At 33.7% G+C, this 15,318-nt stretch carries 17 protein-coding genes; 5 read left to right on the forward strand and 12 right to left on the reverse strand.

Going from position 1 to position 15,318, the window contains the following annotated elements; genetic code table 11:
- Window positions 1-971: integrase catalytic domain-containing protein (locus tag ACWIUX_RS08095; RefSeq protein ID WP_448590223.1), on the forward strand; the 971-nt coding region annotated here is incomplete at its 5' end.
- Window positions 972-1,042: 71 nt separating this feature from the next.
- On the opposite strand, the gene ACWIUX_RS08100 is transcribed toward ACWIUX_RS08095, so the two are convergent.
- From ACWIUX_RS08100 to ACWIUX_RS08120, 5 genes are all read right to left on the reverse strand, one after another.
- Window positions 1,043-1,498, reverse strand: coding sequence for a type II secretion system protein (locus tag ACWIUX_RS08100; RefSeq protein WP_448590224.1), 456 nt, complete (start codon window positions 1,496-1,498; stop codon window positions 1,043-1,045).
- An 83-nt stretch (window positions 1,499-1,581) separates the two neighbouring features.
- A complete protein-coding gene (locus ACWIUX_RS08105; protein WP_448590225.1) occupies window positions 1,582-2,943 on the reverse strand; it encodes a hypothetical protein in 1,362 nt (453 codons plus the stop codon).
- Window positions 2,933-3,526: a PilW family protein gene (locus tag ACWIUX_RS08110; RefSeq protein ID WP_448590226.1), complete on the reverse strand. Its 594-nt coding sequence runs from the start codon at window positions 3,524-3,526 to the stop codon at window positions 2,933-2,935. The genes ACWIUX_RS08105 and ACWIUX_RS08110 overlap by 11 nt, the downstream gene beginning before the upstream one ends.
- Window positions 3,523-3,891, reverse strand: coding sequence for a type IV pilus modification PilV family protein (locus ACWIUX_RS08115; RefSeq protein WP_448590227.1), 369 nt, complete (start codon window positions 3,889-3,891; stop codon window positions 3,523-3,525). Before ACWIUX_RS08115 ends, ACWIUX_RS08110 begins: the two co-directional genes overlap by 4 nt.
- A 54-nt stretch (window positions 3,892-3,945) precedes the next feature.
- A complete protein-coding gene (locus tag ACWIUX_RS08120; RefSeq protein WP_448590228.1) occupies window positions 3,946-4,296 on the reverse strand; it encodes an Mth938-like domain-containing protein in 351 nt (116 codons plus the stop codon).
- Window positions 4,297-4,562: 266 nt separating this feature from the next.
- Here ACWIUX_RS08120 and ACWIUX_RS08125 point away from each other — a divergent pair, with 266 nt between their 5' ends.
- The 4 genes from ACWIUX_RS08125 to ACWIUX_RS08140 all read left to right on the forward strand — a co-directional run bounded on the left by ACWIUX_RS08125 (window position 4,563) and on the right by ACWIUX_RS08140 (window position 7,798).
- Complete coding sequence (locus ACWIUX_RS08125) at window positions 4,563-5,522, forward strand: ROK family protein (protein WP_448590229.1); 960 nt, start codon at window positions 4,563-4,565, stop codon at window positions 5,520-5,522.
- A gap of 57 nt (window positions 5,523-5,579) precedes the next feature.
- Entirely contained in the window at window positions 5,580-6,752 is a 1,173-nt protein-coding gene (locus ACWIUX_RS08130; RefSeq protein WP_448590230.1) for an MFS transporter, read from the forward strand.
- A gap of 79 nt (window positions 6,753-6,831) precedes the next feature.
- Window positions 6,832-7,287: a redoxin domain-containing protein gene (locus ACWIUX_RS08135; RefSeq protein WP_448590231.1), complete on the forward strand. Its 456-nt coding sequence runs from the start codon at window positions 6,832-6,834 to the stop codon at window positions 7,285-7,287.
- A 103-nt stretch (window positions 7,288-7,390) separates the two neighbouring features.
- Window positions 7,391-7,798, forward strand: coding sequence for a hypothetical protein (locus ACWIUX_RS08140; protein ID WP_448590232.1), 408 nt, complete (start codon window positions 7,391-7,393; stop codon window positions 7,796-7,798).
- A gap of 60 nt (window positions 7,799-7,858) precedes the next feature.
- Here ACWIUX_RS08140 and ACWIUX_RS08145 read toward each other — a convergent pair whose 3' ends face one another.
- The 7 genes from ACWIUX_RS08145 to ACWIUX_RS08175 all read right to left on the reverse strand — a co-directional run.
- Window positions 7,859-9,019, reverse strand: coding sequence for a S41 family peptidase (locus tag ACWIUX_RS08145; RefSeq protein ID WP_448590233.1), 1,161 nt, complete (start codon window positions 9,017-9,019; stop codon window positions 7,859-7,861).
- A gap of 56 nt (window positions 9,020-9,075) precedes the next feature.
- A complete protein-coding gene (locus tag ACWIUX_RS08150; protein ID WP_448590234.1) occupies window positions 9,076-10,056 on the reverse strand; it encodes a glycosyltransferase family 9 protein in 981 nt (326 codons plus the stop codon).
- Window positions 10,057-10,087: 31 nt separating this feature from the next.
- On the reverse strand, window positions 10,088-10,828 hold the full coding sequence (kdsB, locus tag ACWIUX_RS08155; RefSeq protein WP_448590235.1) for a 3-deoxy-manno-octulosonate cytidylyltransferase: 741 nt from the start codon (window positions 10,826-10,828) through the stop codon (window positions 10,088-10,090).
- Window positions 10,818-11,888: a tetraacyldisaccharide 4'-kinase gene (gene lpxK, locus ACWIUX_RS08160; protein WP_448590236.1), complete on the reverse strand. Its 1,071-nt coding sequence runs from the start codon at window positions 11,886-11,888 to the stop codon at window positions 10,818-10,820. The genes kdsB and lpxK overlap by 11 nt, the downstream gene beginning before the upstream one ends.
- The gene (locus ACWIUX_RS08165; protein WP_448590237.1) at window positions 11,875-13,173 is read right to left on the reverse strand and encodes a 3-deoxy-D-manno-octulosonic acid transferase; all 1,299 of its coding nucleotides are present in this window, start codon (window positions 13,171-13,173) and stop codon (window positions 11,875-11,877) included. The genes lpxK and ACWIUX_RS08165 overlap by 14 nt, the downstream gene beginning before the upstream one ends.
- Window positions 13,170-14,924 (reverse strand): ABC transporter ATP-binding protein, encoded by a 1,755-nt coding sequence (locus tag ACWIUX_RS08170; RefSeq protein WP_448590238.1) that lies wholly within the window; start codon window positions 14,922-14,924, stop codon window positions 13,170-13,172. Before ACWIUX_RS08170 ends, ACWIUX_RS08165 begins: the two co-directional genes overlap by 4 nt.
- Before the next feature lie 97 nt (window positions 14,925-15,021).
- The coding region (locus ACWIUX_RS08175) for an ArsR/SmtB family transcription factor (protein ID WP_448590239.1) at window positions 15,022-15,318 on the reverse strand (297 nt) is incomplete at its 5' end.

The raw sequence follows: 15,318 nt of genomic DNA on the forward strand, positions 1-15,318 counted from the left end.
AAGTTCTAGAGATATTAAAGGTATTATACAGGATTTCTGGATACGTATCATCAAAACATCTTGTATGGTTTATTAGAATTAATCACGAAAAACTTTTTGAAAATCCTAAGATAAAATCTAATCTTACAGATGATATAAAGCCTTTGTTATTAAGGATAAGTCCTGCTACAGTAGATAGGTTACTTAAGCCTTATAGAGACAGAATTAAGTTAAAGAAGAGGTATGGTGGTAATCCATTTAGTAGTAATTTGAAAAAATCTATAGCAGTAGAGAGTTGGTTTGATAAACAAAGAGAACCTGGTGTTGTAGAGATAGACCTTGTACATCACAGTGGGGCATCAGGTACAGGAGAGTTTGTTTACACGCTAACAGCAACAGAAATTAGTACAGGGTGGACAGAATTAAGGCCTATTAAAAATAAGGCAATGATATGGACAAGAAAAGCTCTTGAGGATATCTATAAGACAATGCCAGTTCCATTAAGGAAACTTCATTCCGATAACGGATCTGAATTTATAAATGCCCATGTTAAAAGATTTTGCATGGAAAATAAAATAGAATTTACTAGATCAAGGCCTTACAGAAAGAACGATTCTTGCTACGTAGAGAGCAAAAATTGGTCTATGGTAAGAAGTTATACAGGTTGGAATAGATACGATACAGATGAAGAGCTTAAAGTTCTTCAGGTACTTCTGAAATTGGTTTGCTTAAAGAATAATCTCTTTATGCCTCAGATGAAATATATTGAAAAGATTAGAATAAATGGAAAAATAATTAAAAGATACGAAATAGATACACCTCTTAACAGAGTATTAAGGCTTAAAGAAGTAGATGAAAAAGTAAAATCAGATCTTTTAAGACTAAGAGATGCTATAGATATAGCAGAACTTTCAAAAGAGATAGAGAGAATAACAGAAGAACTCTTTCTAACCTATAATAAAAAGCTTAAAAGGAGGAATAACTATGCATAAATTAGTAAGTTCAGATAGATTTTATTTTGAGGAAAGACGTAATTCGATAAGAATAAGACCAGATTTTTTCTTCATGGAGAGACTGTCTGCGGTTTATCAATGTGTTGAGTTCCTGTAACCTGACACAAAGCTTTATTAGGCTTCCCACAATCCCAGCTAACCGTTACTGTTACATTTGCATATTCGTACTGAGTTCCTGAATTAATATCCTGAACAGTTGTAAGTCTTGTTCCAGTTAAAGAATGATTTATTGTCACTTGTTCCCTCACGCCATCTTGAGCTAAAAGTGTCCCCCAACCTACCCAAACATCAGAGCTATTTTGAAGATTTGCTATAGCAGATAACTGAGCTAACCTTTGATCTACCAGACCCTGGGCATTTGTCTGCTGGGCTACTGCTTCCTGGGCTCTTATAGCGCCAAACAAAGATATAGCCAGCGTCATAAGACCGAAAGCAAGAATCACAGCCGCCACCATCAGCTCTATTAGGGTAAATCCCCTTTTATTCTTTTTTATACTAAATATCATAAAAAACCCCTTATTCAATATTTGTAATCATACAAAAATTGTATTACAAAAAAATCCGATCCTGGTATACTTTAGATTTAAAACTAAGTTCCTGGTTCATGCCATGATCCAGTTATGATAGGTGCACTTAGATAGTTTGACAAAAGATTAGTTATATTGCTGAAATTGGCAGGATTATATACTATTTCACTACCCGCATTTACTTGCAAATTTCCACTTTCTACCAATAAAGCGCCGTTTATATTCGAATTAGAATTCATTTGTACGGTTGTTTCTCCTATTTGAGCAGAACCTGCAGCGTATACAAGCCCATTTATAGTATTATTGCTATTAATAGTTATATTTCCTGAGGAAGATGAGCCAGAGCTATCACCAACGTAAATCAAACCGCTCAAGCCATTTACATTAGAATTTATATCCAGGTTACCGTCAGAAATTATAATATTACCGTTAACTGTAGAGTTGCTGTTGAAAGTTACAGAAGTATTATTTCCGGTTGCAATAATGCTTCCTGAAATTGTATCAGAATTGCTATTTAAAATCAGAGCTGAACCGTTGCCTGTTAAAATAATATTACTTCCAATACTAATCTGTGAATTTGAATTATCTGTTACACTCCCGTTTGCATACAAGTTATTATTAACTATTAAATTGGCATTTGAATTTATGTTAAGTGTATTTGACCACATATTTCCGTTCACAGTAAGAGAACTGTTGGTATTAACTGAAAAATTCGAAGAGTTTACGACAAGGTTACCGTTTATCGTAAGGTTACAATGATTGTTGAGACTACCATCTATCAAAACATAATTTCCAGTCAATGCACTACCACAAGTAGGGTTAGAAAGTGTGGTATAGTTTGTAGGCACAGGAGGAACGCTCGGCATCATACTCCTAACTACTTGAGTAATAGCGTTTTTATAAGGTGTAAAATCTGAAAGATGTTGAGCAGGACCTATAACAAGCGAATTTGCATCTTTCGACAATGTCCCGCTAAGCAACGCGCCAGGGATGCTCGGATTATTTGTAGTAATAGTTGAATTACTGTTCATATTTATATTCCCATTTGCAATGACTGCTCCAGGAATCACATTGCCAAGGTAAACTTTTACAGTTCTTTTTTGTGGAGCGTTTACAGATGCTGTTATTACTTTTGTAATATAATTTGAAGTAGTAGTCGGATTTGTCACATTTATGCTTACGTTAAGCCCTTCTTGTGAAGTATACTGGTAATTACCTAGAGATAAATTTTTTTTCATAGCATAAGATATTCCTTCTTCACATGCAGAGAGAGCTTGGATAGACGAAGTCTGCGCGGAGGAAGTTTTGAATAAGGAGAGATTCAAAGCTGCCCATACACCTATTATTATTATGAAAAACACCAAAGCTCCAATGGCAATTGGCAAAGCGAATCCACTCTTATCAGAAAACCATTTACTGAACATTTCTGAGCTTCACCACCTTTGTAAAAGTATATGTGTTATTGCTATTTGAAGATTTTGCAGTTATAGAAACTTGAACTACATTATAATTTCCAGCAGGATCTCTCTGGTTTGGGAGAAAGTTAGCATTTGCATCTACTGTACCTGACATAGGGGAAAAACTTGTAAAAACAACATTTGGGGGATTAAGAAATGAACAATTTGTGTTGTTCACACACCTTGAAAGATTTCCATTTTGTAGTTGATATTTTACTACACTATATATACCAGTTCCATCAGGATTACTTGAAGTAGGTATATCAAGATTAAACGATATACTGCCAGATGCACCCTGAGTACAAATTAGGTTTGGATTCACGATAGCACCTGGCGATATTTGAAGGTTTATATATCCAGCTTCTCTGATCTCTCTTGACATACTATAAAGGATATTTGGAACGCTAAAGGCTATGCTGTCTGTCTCCTGATTTTTAACAAATACTTTACTTCCACTTGAAATAGCATAGATAACAGCCATAGCTACCAAAGAAGCTATTACAATAACCACCAAAAGCTCAGTAAGCGTAAAACCGAACTTTTTTATCATTGGCAAGCCTCAGATTGCAAATTTATACTTTTAAACCTTGCTGGATTTGCAGTATCGCTGACAATAACGTTTAGCAAATCACAATTAGAATTAGGATCTTTTGATCTTGTAGCGGTTAAATTAAAGCATATAGTCCCATTATTAACACAATCATTTGAATTCTGAATATTTACAGAGCTCCCTAGAGCAAGAGCTCTTAAGCTCTCCATCTGAGAGTCAGCAAGTATATTTGCTTGATTTAAAATATAGTTGTTTGTTGATGCCTTCAAGGATGAGGACAAACCCCAGGCAAGGACAACGAGGGCAAATAGCAAAAAAACAGAAACGACCAAGATCTCTATAAGAGTTACCCCTCTTTTATCCATCATTGTCTCCCTTACTACGCTATATTTTGTAGTATACCAGATCTGATAGCAATATCAACAGGTAAGATGAAATAGTGCCAAAGGCGCTCTCCCATTTTTAACAAGTTCATTAAATTTATCGGCAGCTTTCTTTGTGTCATATATGAAAACTTCCTTTTTTGCATCTTTAAAATATCTGACAATATCGTTTTCAACCTTAACCATTCCATATGCGCCTATTCCGCATACCACATCCGTAATATTTTCTATTTTGTTTAGTATATTTTCAATATCGCTAAGTGAAAAGATATGACCCTCTTTCCTCCACCACGGATAAAGTAGTATCTCATCCTTTGTAAATATTAAGTCTTTTGTATATTCAAGGCCATCTATCTTTATATATCCAAATTTGTAAAAGTCTATCATAAAAATCACCTCTTCTTATTGTAATTATGGTGCTGAGCATCCTGCTCATAGGAACACGAGCATCTTATAGTATCACGAGCATCTTGCTCGTGAAAGTTCTTTTGCTCTTCATAGTATCACGAGCATCTTGCTCGTGGACAGTTTTTTGCTTTTTTGCTTTTACATCTACCAAGCAGGATGCTTGGCTTACTATAAGTGCACCGAGCAACTTTCTACACTTTTAACTTTCTACTTTTCATTTAAAATATAATATAATATCTTTTATTATGACAGACAAACTTCAATTTGATTATTATATCGGCATAGATATAGGCGGAACCAGAACAAGAATTGGTCGCTTTTTAAAGAATTTGAAATTAGATGAGAAATTAGTCATAGAGACAGGTCTTTATGAAAAAAATCCTGAAAAATTGTTAGAAGAAATTTCTGGTAAAATACAAAATTTAAAAATTCCTAATCTAAACTTTGCAATTGGCATATCAGCCCCTGGTCCTTGCGATACGCAGAAAGGCATAGTAAAAAATCCACCAAATTTACCCGGATGGAACGAGGTAAAAGTCAGCGAGTTCTTTAAAAATAGATTTGGTACCTATGTGTGTCTGGAAAACGACGCAAACGCAGCCGCCCTTGCAGAATATAAAATTGGCTCAGGAAAAGGTTATAATAACATAGTTTATTTTACGCTTTCTACTGGAATAGGCGGAGGAATAATTATAAATGGAAAGATTTACAGAGGTTTCGAGGATAGCGCAGGAGAATTTGGACACCAGATAGTCCTCCTAAACGGACCAAAGTGTAGATGTGGAAGCAAAGGGTGTCTGGAGGCAATTTCTTCAGGTTATGCCATCTCAAGAGATGCCCTTTCGAAAGCCTTGGTTAGAAAATCTGGCATTCTTTACGAAATTTACAAAAAAAATGGAGTATTAAGAGCACAAGATGTTTTTTATGCATCCAGCCAGGGCGACGATATTTCCTGGAAAATTCTTAACAAAGCCATCACATATCTGGGAGTTGGAATCAGTAACGTCATCACAATACTTTCTCCTGAGTGCGTAGTATTAGGCGGAGGCCTTACAAATCAAGAATATATAATAGATGAAATTAGAAATTTTGTGACAACTCATGTAAAAATGGCTCCTATAAATAAAATAAAAATAGTAAAAAGCTCACTCGGAGACGATTCATCGCTCTACGGAAGTGTTTTAAATATAATAGAATCTTTTTAGAAGATGTCTTTAGTTTAATAAATAAAAAATAAATAGTAGAATTTGGTGAGGTTTTTAGTGAATGACTTAAAGAAAAAGTCTATGATATTTATAGTCCTCATAGGAGTGGTAAGCCTATTTTCAGATATGACATACGAGGGCGCTAGATCTATCTCAGGACAATACCTTGAGATCTTAGGGGCAAACGCAGCACTGGTAGGGTTCATTGGCGGACTGGGCGAGCTTTTGGGGTATGCTATAAGATTTTTTTCAGGAAAACTTGCTGATAAAACTAAAAAATATTGGTCGCTAACCATTTTTGGATATCTTGTAAATCTCTTGTCAGTACCTCTTATAGCTCTTTTCCCAAATTGGCAATGGGCAATATTGCCAATGATATTAGAAAGAATAGGAAAGGGCATCAGAGTGCCAACAAGGGATGCAATGATATCATTTGCGACAAAATCTGTCGGGCGTGGATGGGGTTTTGGGATTCATGGGTTCCTTGATCAATTAGGGGCTGTCAGTGGCCCTATCTTTGTAGCGATAGTTCTATTTATTTTAGGAGAAAATAATTTTAGATATGCCTTCTTTCTTCTTATAATCCCAGCAAGTTGTGCTATCGGAGTATTGTTTTTTTCAAGATTTTTATACCCAGTTCCGTCAAAATTAGAAGTTCAGTTAATCGAGCTCGACTCAAAGGGCCTGCCAAAACTTTTTTGGATATACTCCCTTTGTGTATTAGGCTTCGCAGTGGGATTCCTGGACTTTGTCTTGATAGCCTTTCATCTTGAAAAAACAAAGTTAATAGCCCAACCTATGATACCCATACTTTATGCCTTTGCAATGGGGGTAGATGGTGCAAGCGCTCTTGTATTTGGCAAATTGTTTGATAAAAACGGCTTCATTGCACTTCTATTTGCAATAATAATATCTATATTTGCAAATCCCCTTATATTTCTGAGTAGCTCGATCTACCTAATAATAGTTGGAATGACTTGCTGGGGGATAGGACTTGGTGCGCTTGAGTCTATCATAAGAGCTGCAGTGGCAAATATAGTCCCCATAAATAAAAGAGGCAGCGCATTTGGCATATTTAACACACTGTTAGGCATATTCTGGTTCGTTGGCAGCTTTGCCTGTGGAATTTTGTACGGCATCGCGCCAATATATCTTGTAATCTTCTCGGTAAGTGCACAGATCTTTTCTGTGGGATGCTTTTTGTATTTCAGAAATAGTCTGAGGGTATAATTTTTTGGAATTTAATATCATTTTCAAGAATTTTAGACTATAATTAGATTAGATACAAATTCACTCCTGGAGGTAAAAAATGTTATCTATAGGCTCACAGGCAAAGGACTTTTCTCTAAAGGATCAAAATGATAGTGTAGTATCCCTTGAATCTTTAAAGGGCAAAAACGTACTCTTGTCCTTTCACCCTCTCGCATTTACACCCGTATGCGAAGAACAGATGAAATCACTTGAAGCAAATTTTGAAACTTTCAAATCTTTAAACACGGTTTGTTTGGGAATCAGTGTGGATTCTGTTCCTTGCAAAAAGGCTTGGGCAGATATAATTGGAATAAAAAAAACCCCTCTATTGGCTGATTTTTGGCCACATGGCGGATTAGCTCAGCTTTACGATGTATTTTTGGGTGATTTTGGATTTTCAGGTAGGGTAAACATACTGCTTGACGAATCTCACAAAGTAATATTTAAAAAAGTCTACCCCATAAAAGAAGTGCCAGACATCAATGAAGTCATAGAGTTTCTAAAATCAAGATGAGATGAAAAAATCTGAGCATCAAACTTATCTTTTGCACTTAGCCACAAGTATATAAAGATGATAAAATATAATATAAGTTAATTTAAAATTAATGAGGTGAAAGGTGCAAAAAAGAGTTGAAATTGGCTTAGTGGCATGTTTTGTAAATGACGGGATTATATATCAGAAAAAGGACATGTTAAGGATTTTATCTGACCTGCTGTTCGTTAGATACGAACAGTATGACTCAAGCGGCTTAAAGAAATCAGGTGAAGGAAGAGTTTTTAGAGTTTATAACAACACTACTAATTCCAGCGTATTAATGAATGGAAGAATCTACCTTAATGTAAATAGCTTTGAATATCTACAAATCCATACAGATCCAAACACAAATACGTCTTATTTTGAATTGTTTACCCCAGATTTTTCGATACGTATTTATCCTCTTGACGCTGAAGATAAAGAGGTTCAATGGCAGATGGATACTATTTCTGACAAAGATTTTTTTGAAGGTGAACAGGAAGAAGATTAATTCAGGTCCTGATTAATAAAAAGGGACGCTTAAGCGTCCCTTTTTATATTAGTCAAAATTCTAATAAATGCCATTCTTTTCCTGTAAAATTTTAAGAGCTTCTTTTAACTGAGGATCCTTTTCAGGATTTTTCCCCATATCTTGCCAATCTTTGGGATCTGGAACAACAATATTAGGCTCTATGCCTATTTTGTTAATATCGTGTCCTGAAGGAGTTAAATATTTTTCAGTCGTTATTATAACTGCGCTATTATCATAGAGAGGTATTACGGATTGAATCAATCCCTTACCAAAAGTTTTTTCACCAACCAGGGTATAACCATAATCCTTCATTGCTCCAGACAAAATCTCGGCAGCGCTAGCTGAACCTTCATTTACCAGAACTACTACAGGGATATCTAATTTTGAATTTTTATAAGGGGAGTAAACCTTCGTTTGATTACCATTCCTATCTACAGTTATTACTACTGGATTATCTCCTACGAAATATCCTGCAATATCAAGACAGGTCTTTACAGTACCGCCTGGATCGTTTCTAAGATCAAGAACCAAAGCTTTCATCTTTTCTATTTCTGGTAGATATGTTTTAAACTCATCATATGTTTTATCGTTAAAAGTACTTATTCTCAAGTATCCTATCTGATAAGTAAGAGGTCTGAATGAAACGCTCTTAATTTCTATGGTTTCTCTTGTAATGTTAAATTCTTTTAATTCACCATTTCTCTCTACTCCTATTTTTACCTGTGTCCCTGCAGGTCCTCTAATTAATCTTACAACCTGATTTATGTCCATTCCATCCACAGGTTTACCATCTACAGAAACTATTCTATCGTTAGCTTTTATACCAGCTTTATACGCCGGTGTTCCTTCTATTGGGGCTATAACCACTATACTTTTATCTTTGACTCCCATTTCAATGCCTATGCCACTGAACGAACCTTCAAGTTGGTCCTTCATCTGGGAAAAGGATTCGGGATCTACATATCTAGTGTATGGATCGCCTACTGCCTGAACCATACCCCTTATCGCACCTTCAACAAGTTTATTTGGATCTAGGGTGGAGGGCGCTACGTAATAGTTTTCAATAAGATTGTAGACAAACTGCAACATCCCCCAATTGGTACTTCCTGAGGCCATATTGCTTTTTAAGGTAAAACCTGCTGAAAAAGCTACTAGTGCAACCAGAAACAAAATAAAACCATACTTAATCCTTTTGCCCATAATATCTCCTTTCAAAAATTAAAAACATAATGAAAATTATATCACTTAAGGTTGTTCTATGGCTTTAGAATTTTCGAAACAGCTTCCTTTACGTCATCCACACTGATTAAATTTATGCATTTTTTGTTATAAGGACACGAATAAAGCGAACAGGGTGCACAGTTAGCAGTAGTCCTTAATATGATAGAGTTTTTACCTAGTGGACCACACAGATTTGGGTTGGTAGAGCCGTAAAGTCCTACAACAGGAATATCTTGAAATGATGCAAGGTGCAACGGTCCAGAATCGTTTCCCACAGTTAATGCTGAAAGTTTAAGAAGTGCAGCAGTTTCTTCAATGCCAAAGTCAAAAGGCATTGAAATTGCATTTTTCGTTGCGTTTGAAATTCTTTCCAAGACTTCTTTGTCTTGACTGGTTCCAATTAAAACAGATTTATAACCAAAGCTTTTGAACAAAAAGTCTATTATTTGAACATAATTTTTTTCAGACCAATTTTTAAGTTCATATCCGGATGAAGCTACTATTGCTACAAATTTTTCAATATTCTTTTCTTTCAGAAATATTTTTGGTCTTTTGAAATCAATTTCAAATAAATTGATTTCGTAAATTAATTCAGGTTTTATATTTAGTGGTTCTAAAAGCCTTAAATGGTGAAGAGCATTGTGTTCTTTTCTTCTTAGTGAATCATCGGCTTTGAAAGTTGAAAAAATCTGTTTCATAGAAAAGCTTTGAAATATTCTAACTCCAGAAAATTTAGTTAGCGTTGTTATTAGAAAATGTCTCTGAAGATCGAATATTAAGTCGAACTTTTCTTTTTTATAATTTTTAAAAAAATAAAACAAATCGTTTGGAATCCTTTGGATCTTATATTCTTCATAATAGATTATGTCGTCAATATTTTTAGATCTTAAAACCAATGGCTTTGTATAATTCCTAAGGTTTCCAATAAAATATATTTCAGCATCTGTAAAGTTTTTTCTGATATTGGAGAAAAGAGGAAAAGAAAACAAAAGATCGCCTAATCCTGGATTACCCACTATAACTCCTATTTTTTTTATGCTGTTGATGTTAATATTTTTCAATTCGTTCTTTCAAAATCCTTTCAACCTCTATTAAATCGTCAATGGTATCTACACTTTTTGTACTAAAAGGGATCAGGTTCATTCTAATAGAAAAACCATTTTCAAGAACCCTAAGTTGTTCTAAAGATTCAGCTTTTTCCAAGGGAGTAGGTGTTAAGCTAGCAAATTTTAAAAGAAAATCTCTTTTATACGCATAAAAACCTAGATGTTTGTATCTTGATACGCCAACACCATCCCTGTCAAAGGGTATGGCAAATCTTGAAAAATATAAAGCATCCCTATTGGTTTTGCATACTACTTTCACTACTGCAGGATCAGATTCTTCTTCGGGCTTAATAGGTGTCATTAAAGAAGTCATATTTACTTCCCTATCTAAAAATGGTTCTATAAGTGCTTCGATTATAGCGTCATTTACCATTGGTTCGTCGCCCTGAATGTTAACTACTATTTCATAGTCAGTCAACATTCTTGCAACTTCAGCTACTCTGTCTGTACCGCTTGTACATGATTTTGATGTCAAAATGGCTTCAGCTCCAAAGGTAGATGCGATTTCAATTAAAACTTCTGAATCAGTAGCAATAATTAAATTAGATAACAGTTTGCTTTTAGATGCTCCTTCGTATACCCACTGGATCATTGGTTTGTTTAAGATCCTTATTAAAGGTTTTTCCGGTAACCTTGTAGATCCTAATCTTGAAGGAATTACTCCTAAAATTTTACCCAACATTCTCACCTTCTGAAAAAATTTCAGCTTCAATTGATAGTGCATATAGTGAAAAATTTACGTTTTTTAAAAAATTAAACTTTACTATATCCTTTTCTGTGGTTAAAAAAACATCAACATTAAGCACTTTTGATTTAGTATATAATTTTAATAAGTCTTGCTGGTTATATCTTATATGATCTGGAAATGACATAGAACCCACTACATTTATTCCTAAATTTTTACACGTCAGAAAAAAACTATCAGGATTTCCAATGCCGCAAAAGGCAAAGACTCTTTTACCATTTAAAATGTTTAAATTATATTCTCTGTATAATGACGCATCTGTAAGTTTTTTAGGAATATATCTCATCAGTAATATTTTAGAATTAGGATTTATGCCTTTTACTTCCCCTATCAATTTAAGCAAATTTTTGTTTTCTATAAGATCAAATCTAGATATTACTACTACATTAGCTCTAGCTATAGACTCCTTTGGCTCCCTTAAAAAACCTCTTGGAAATATATAACCTAGTCCCCATGGATCAATTGCATCAATAGTTACAATGTCTAAATCCTTCTTTATACTCCAGTATTGAAAGGAATCGTCTAATATTACAAGATCACAATTGTATTCACTTTGAAGAAACTCTATTGCCCTTTCTTTAATTTTGTCTACAATAACTATCGCGTTTGTTAACTTTTTTGCAACTAGATATGCTTCATCTCCAGCAACGTAAGGGGTAGATAAAATATTTTCGCCATTACTTACTATTAATGTGCCTCTTGCCTTTCCAGCATAACCTCTAAAAACTATTCCTACTCGTATATTTTTTTCTAGATTCTTCTTTGCAAACCAGATTACCAAAGGTGTCTTCCCTGTTCCTCCAAGAACTATATTTCCAATTCCGACAACTTTCAAATCAAATTTTTTCTTTGGTAGTTTCAAAATCTTTTCTCTTCTTTTTAAAACAATAGCCTTATAAATATAACTTAGAAGAGAAAGAAAAGATAAAAATATTTTATTTTTTTTACTTTTAACACAATTAATCCAATAAGAGGAAATTTTTTCATACAAATACATTGAATTCGTCTTTCAAGAGATTATAAGTTCTATTGAGAGAACCTGATGCATATTCAAATTTTTTTCTTGCCACCTTGCCCTCTTCAAACCAGTTGTTATCTTTAAGTAGGTAAATTACTATATCATAAAATTGATCTAGATTTTCAATTACGTAAGCACCTTTATATTTGTTGTTTGAACTTTCTTTATCTTCACTTAATAACGAATCTGCCATAAATGACTGTCTTTGGTAATATTTTCCAAAAAGCACAGGTCTTGCACATATTGCAGGTTCAAACAAATTATGCCCGCCAATTTTTTCAAGTGTGCCTCCTACGAATCCGATCTTGCCAAGAGCATAAATGCTAGAGAGTTCACCCATTGTATCTATTAAGATAATTGGTTTAGGACTCTTATTTCTCTTTTTTATAAAATCCTTATCCCTTGACCATAGTAGAAAATCAATATTAACCTTTTCTAATTCAGATATTATTTCATTTAATCTCGAGAGGTGTCTTGGGGCAATTGCAATTGAAATATTTTTATTAAACTTAAAATATAAGTTAATCAAAATGGATTCCTCTCCTTTATGAGTGCTTCCTGCTACCAGATCGAATATACTCTCTTCTGAATAAAAGCGATCAGAATTTTGATATGCTTTGATATCTCCAATAATAAAAACCTTGCTTTCATTTATTCCATATTCAATTAGATTATCCTTATCTTCCTTAGTTTTTGCAAAAAATGCAGTAACTCTTTCGAACATATATTTAAATAAAAAGTCAAATTTTTTGTATTTATAAAGGGCTTTTTTGCTAAACCTGGTGCTTATATGGAATACCTTTCCATTTTCAGAAAAAATGTTTATTAGGTTTGGCCAGTATTCTGCTTCAACAATAATCATATTTGGTACATCAAGTATTTTGCAAAGCTTCGAAATTAGCCAACTAAAATCAAAGGGGGATATTCTAACGTTTATATATGGATATTTTTCTTTAACTAAATTAAGTGCAGAATAATTTGTAACTGTGAGGAAAATTGGGTAATTCTCGTATTCTTCTCTTACTTTATTAATAAGGTTTATAGCGCCTAATACCTCTCCTACAGAAGCTGCGTGGATCCATAATCCTTTAAATGAACTTTTTTTTTGTTGTTCTTTAAAGTTCATTAATACTTCTTCATCGAAAGATACTTTGAATCTATATTCAATTGTCTTTCGGTGACCAAGATCAAAAATAGACCTTAAAATCACGTATATTGAAGCAATGGATAAAACAAAATCGTATATTGTTGTACGAAATTTCATAATGACGCAAAGATATTTTCTTTTGTTTGAAGTTCAAACAACATCCTGTACTTGCCATTTTTTTTGTTCATCAGTTCATTATGAGTACCCTCTTCAACTATCTTTCCATTCTCCAAATATAATATCTTGTCAGCAAATATTATTGTAGAAAGTCTATGCGCTACTATTATGGTTGTTCTTCCCTTCAAAACCTTTTTCAAAGCCTCTTGAAACTGAGACTCAGAAGAGGCATCAAGATTGGATGTAGCCTCATCTAACAAAAATATCTTGGGATTCTTTATTACTGCACGAGCAATAGAAATCCTTTGCCTTTCTCCACCAGAGAATCTTACTCCTCTTTCTCCAAGTATTGTGTCATAACCTTTTTCCATCTTATCTATAAATTCGTGAGCGTTTGATATTTTTGCAGCCCATATTATGTCTTCAGTAGTAGCATTTGCTTTAGCATATGAAATATTTTCAGAGATTGTTGCATTGAAGAGTATTACATCCTGAGGCACGAAACCCAAATGTTGTCTAAAGGAACGCATTGACAAATCTCTTACATCATAGCCATCAATTTTTACACTTCCCTTTTGAGGATCGTAAAATCTCATAATTAAATCAATTATCGTAGTTTTGCCAGCTCCTGAAGGACCAACAATTGCAAAAACTTGGCCAGGCAGTATTTTAAAACTTACACCTTTCAAAATATATTCATCATCATCAGGATACTTGAACCATACGTTATCAAATTCAATTAAACCTTTTATATCTTTAATTTCAATTGCGTCTTCTTTATCCTTTATACTTGGTTCTATATCAAGAACTGAAAATATTCTGTGAGCTGCAGCCATAGCTTGTTGGATGTTTCCAAGATTTGAACCCATTCTTCTTACTGGAGTAGTGATAATACCAATATAACCAATAAAAGCCATAAGATCTCCTATAGTCATGTGGCCGTTTATAACTCTGTATCCACCATACCAAAAAACTGCAGCGACCCCCATTGCTCCCAGTAATTCCATCACTGGCGTATAAATAGAATTAAGTCTTCCTGCTTTCAAAACCGCTTTTACAGATTCTCTGTTTATTCTTTTAAATCGTTCGTTTTCCTTTTCATAAGTTGCGAAACCGTGAACAATTTTGACAGAAGAAAGAATTTCCTGTAATGCAGCAAAAACATCAGCAGACCTTTCTTGAATTCTATAGCTGATATTTTTAAGCCTTCTACCAAACTTTTGAACAGCAAGGAATGCAAGAGGTAAGATAAATATCGTAGCCATCGTTAATTTCCAGTCTATATAAAATATAAAACAAACTACTCCTATTAAAGTAAGGGTATCAAGGACTAAGCTTACTAGACCTGTAGAAAAAACTTGTTGCAATATAAATGTATCGTTTGTTAATCTAGACATCAGTTCACCAGTAGAATGTTTTTTAAAGAATTCTAATGGCATAAGCTGGATGTGGGAAAAAAACTGTTCTCTGATGTCAGATATAACGCTGTTGGTAATATAAATCATCAAATAATTCTGGCAAAAACTTAACAGGCCTTTTATAAAATACAACCCAATCATAGATAATGCTAAAATATTTAAAATAAAGACATCTTTCTTAATTAGAGCAGAGTCTATCAAAACCTTTAAAGTCCAAGGAATAGCTACCATAATGGCCGAAACCAAACACATAAAGAATAATGCTAAAACGAAAAGATTTATATATGGCTTTAAATATTTTAAAAGTCTAAAGTAGAAATGTATATTTTTCACTTCCCTCTTATTAATAAAGGTGTCTGAATTAAATTATATATCACTTTAACTAATCCTGAGTATATAAGTAAAAAATAATTGCTTTAAAGTGACATTTTTATTTTTTTAAAAATATTTTTTGTATTGATTTAAGATAGTCTTCAAGAACAGCATTGTTCAAGGAACAAAGTCCATACTGTCCCTTTCTGTTTATTTCGATTAGCCCTGCGTCGTTTAAAATTTTTAAGTGATGAGAAACTGCAGGTTGAGTAATATCAAGAGCCTTGATGACCTCAGTACAAGAAATTTTTGGATTTGACGAAATTGATTGAAGGATTTTAAACCTTGAATCATTTGCTAACGCATTAGAAATTTTAACAATTTGATCTAAATTCAATTTCACTACCTCCCTAAC

Source organism: Thermodesulfobium sp. (assembly GCF_053498235.1).

Coding starts and splice junctions, on each gene's coding strand:
- kdsB (WP_448590235.1), bottom strand. CDS start 10,828: ATGTTGGGTAAAATTTTAGGAGTAATTCCTTCAAGATTAGGATCTACA.
- ACWIUX_RS08110 (WP_448590226.1), bottom strand. CDS start 3,526: ATGATAAAAAAGTTCGGTTTTACGCTTACTGAGCTTTTGGTGGTTATT.
- lpxK (WP_448590236.1), bottom strand. CDS start 11,888: ATGTATTTGTATGAAAAAATTTCCTCTTATTGGATTAATTGTGTTAAA.
- ACWIUX_RS08165 (WP_448590237.1), bottom strand. CDS start 13,173: ATGAAATTTCGTACAACAATATACGATTTTGTTTTATCCATTGCTTCA.
- ACWIUX_RS08125 (WP_448590229.1), top strand. CDS start 4,563: ATGACAGACAAACTTCAATTTGATTATTATATCGGCATAGATATAGGC.
- ACWIUX_RS08135 (WP_448590231.1), top strand. CDS start 6,832: ATGTTATCTATAGGCTCACAGGCAAAGGACTTTTCTCTAAAGGATCAA.
- ACWIUX_RS08105 (WP_448590225.1), bottom strand. CDS start 2,943: ATGTTCAGTAAATGGTTTTCTGATAAGAGTGGATTCGCTTTGCCAATT.
- ACWIUX_RS08120 (WP_448590228.1), bottom strand. CDS start 4,296: ATGATAGACTTTTACAAATTTGGATATATAAAGATAGATGGCCTTGAA.
- ACWIUX_RS08100 (WP_448590224.1), bottom strand. CDS start 1,498: ATGATATTTAGTATAAAAAAGAATAAAAGGGGATTTACCCTAATAGAG.
- ACWIUX_RS08145 (WP_448590233.1), bottom strand. CDS start 9,019: ATGGGCAAAAGGATTAAGTATGGTTTTATTTTGTTTCTGGTTGCACTA.
- ACWIUX_RS08115 (WP_448590227.1), bottom strand. CDS start 3,891: ATGGATAAAAGAGGGGTAACTCTTATAGAGATCTTGGTCGTTTCTGTT.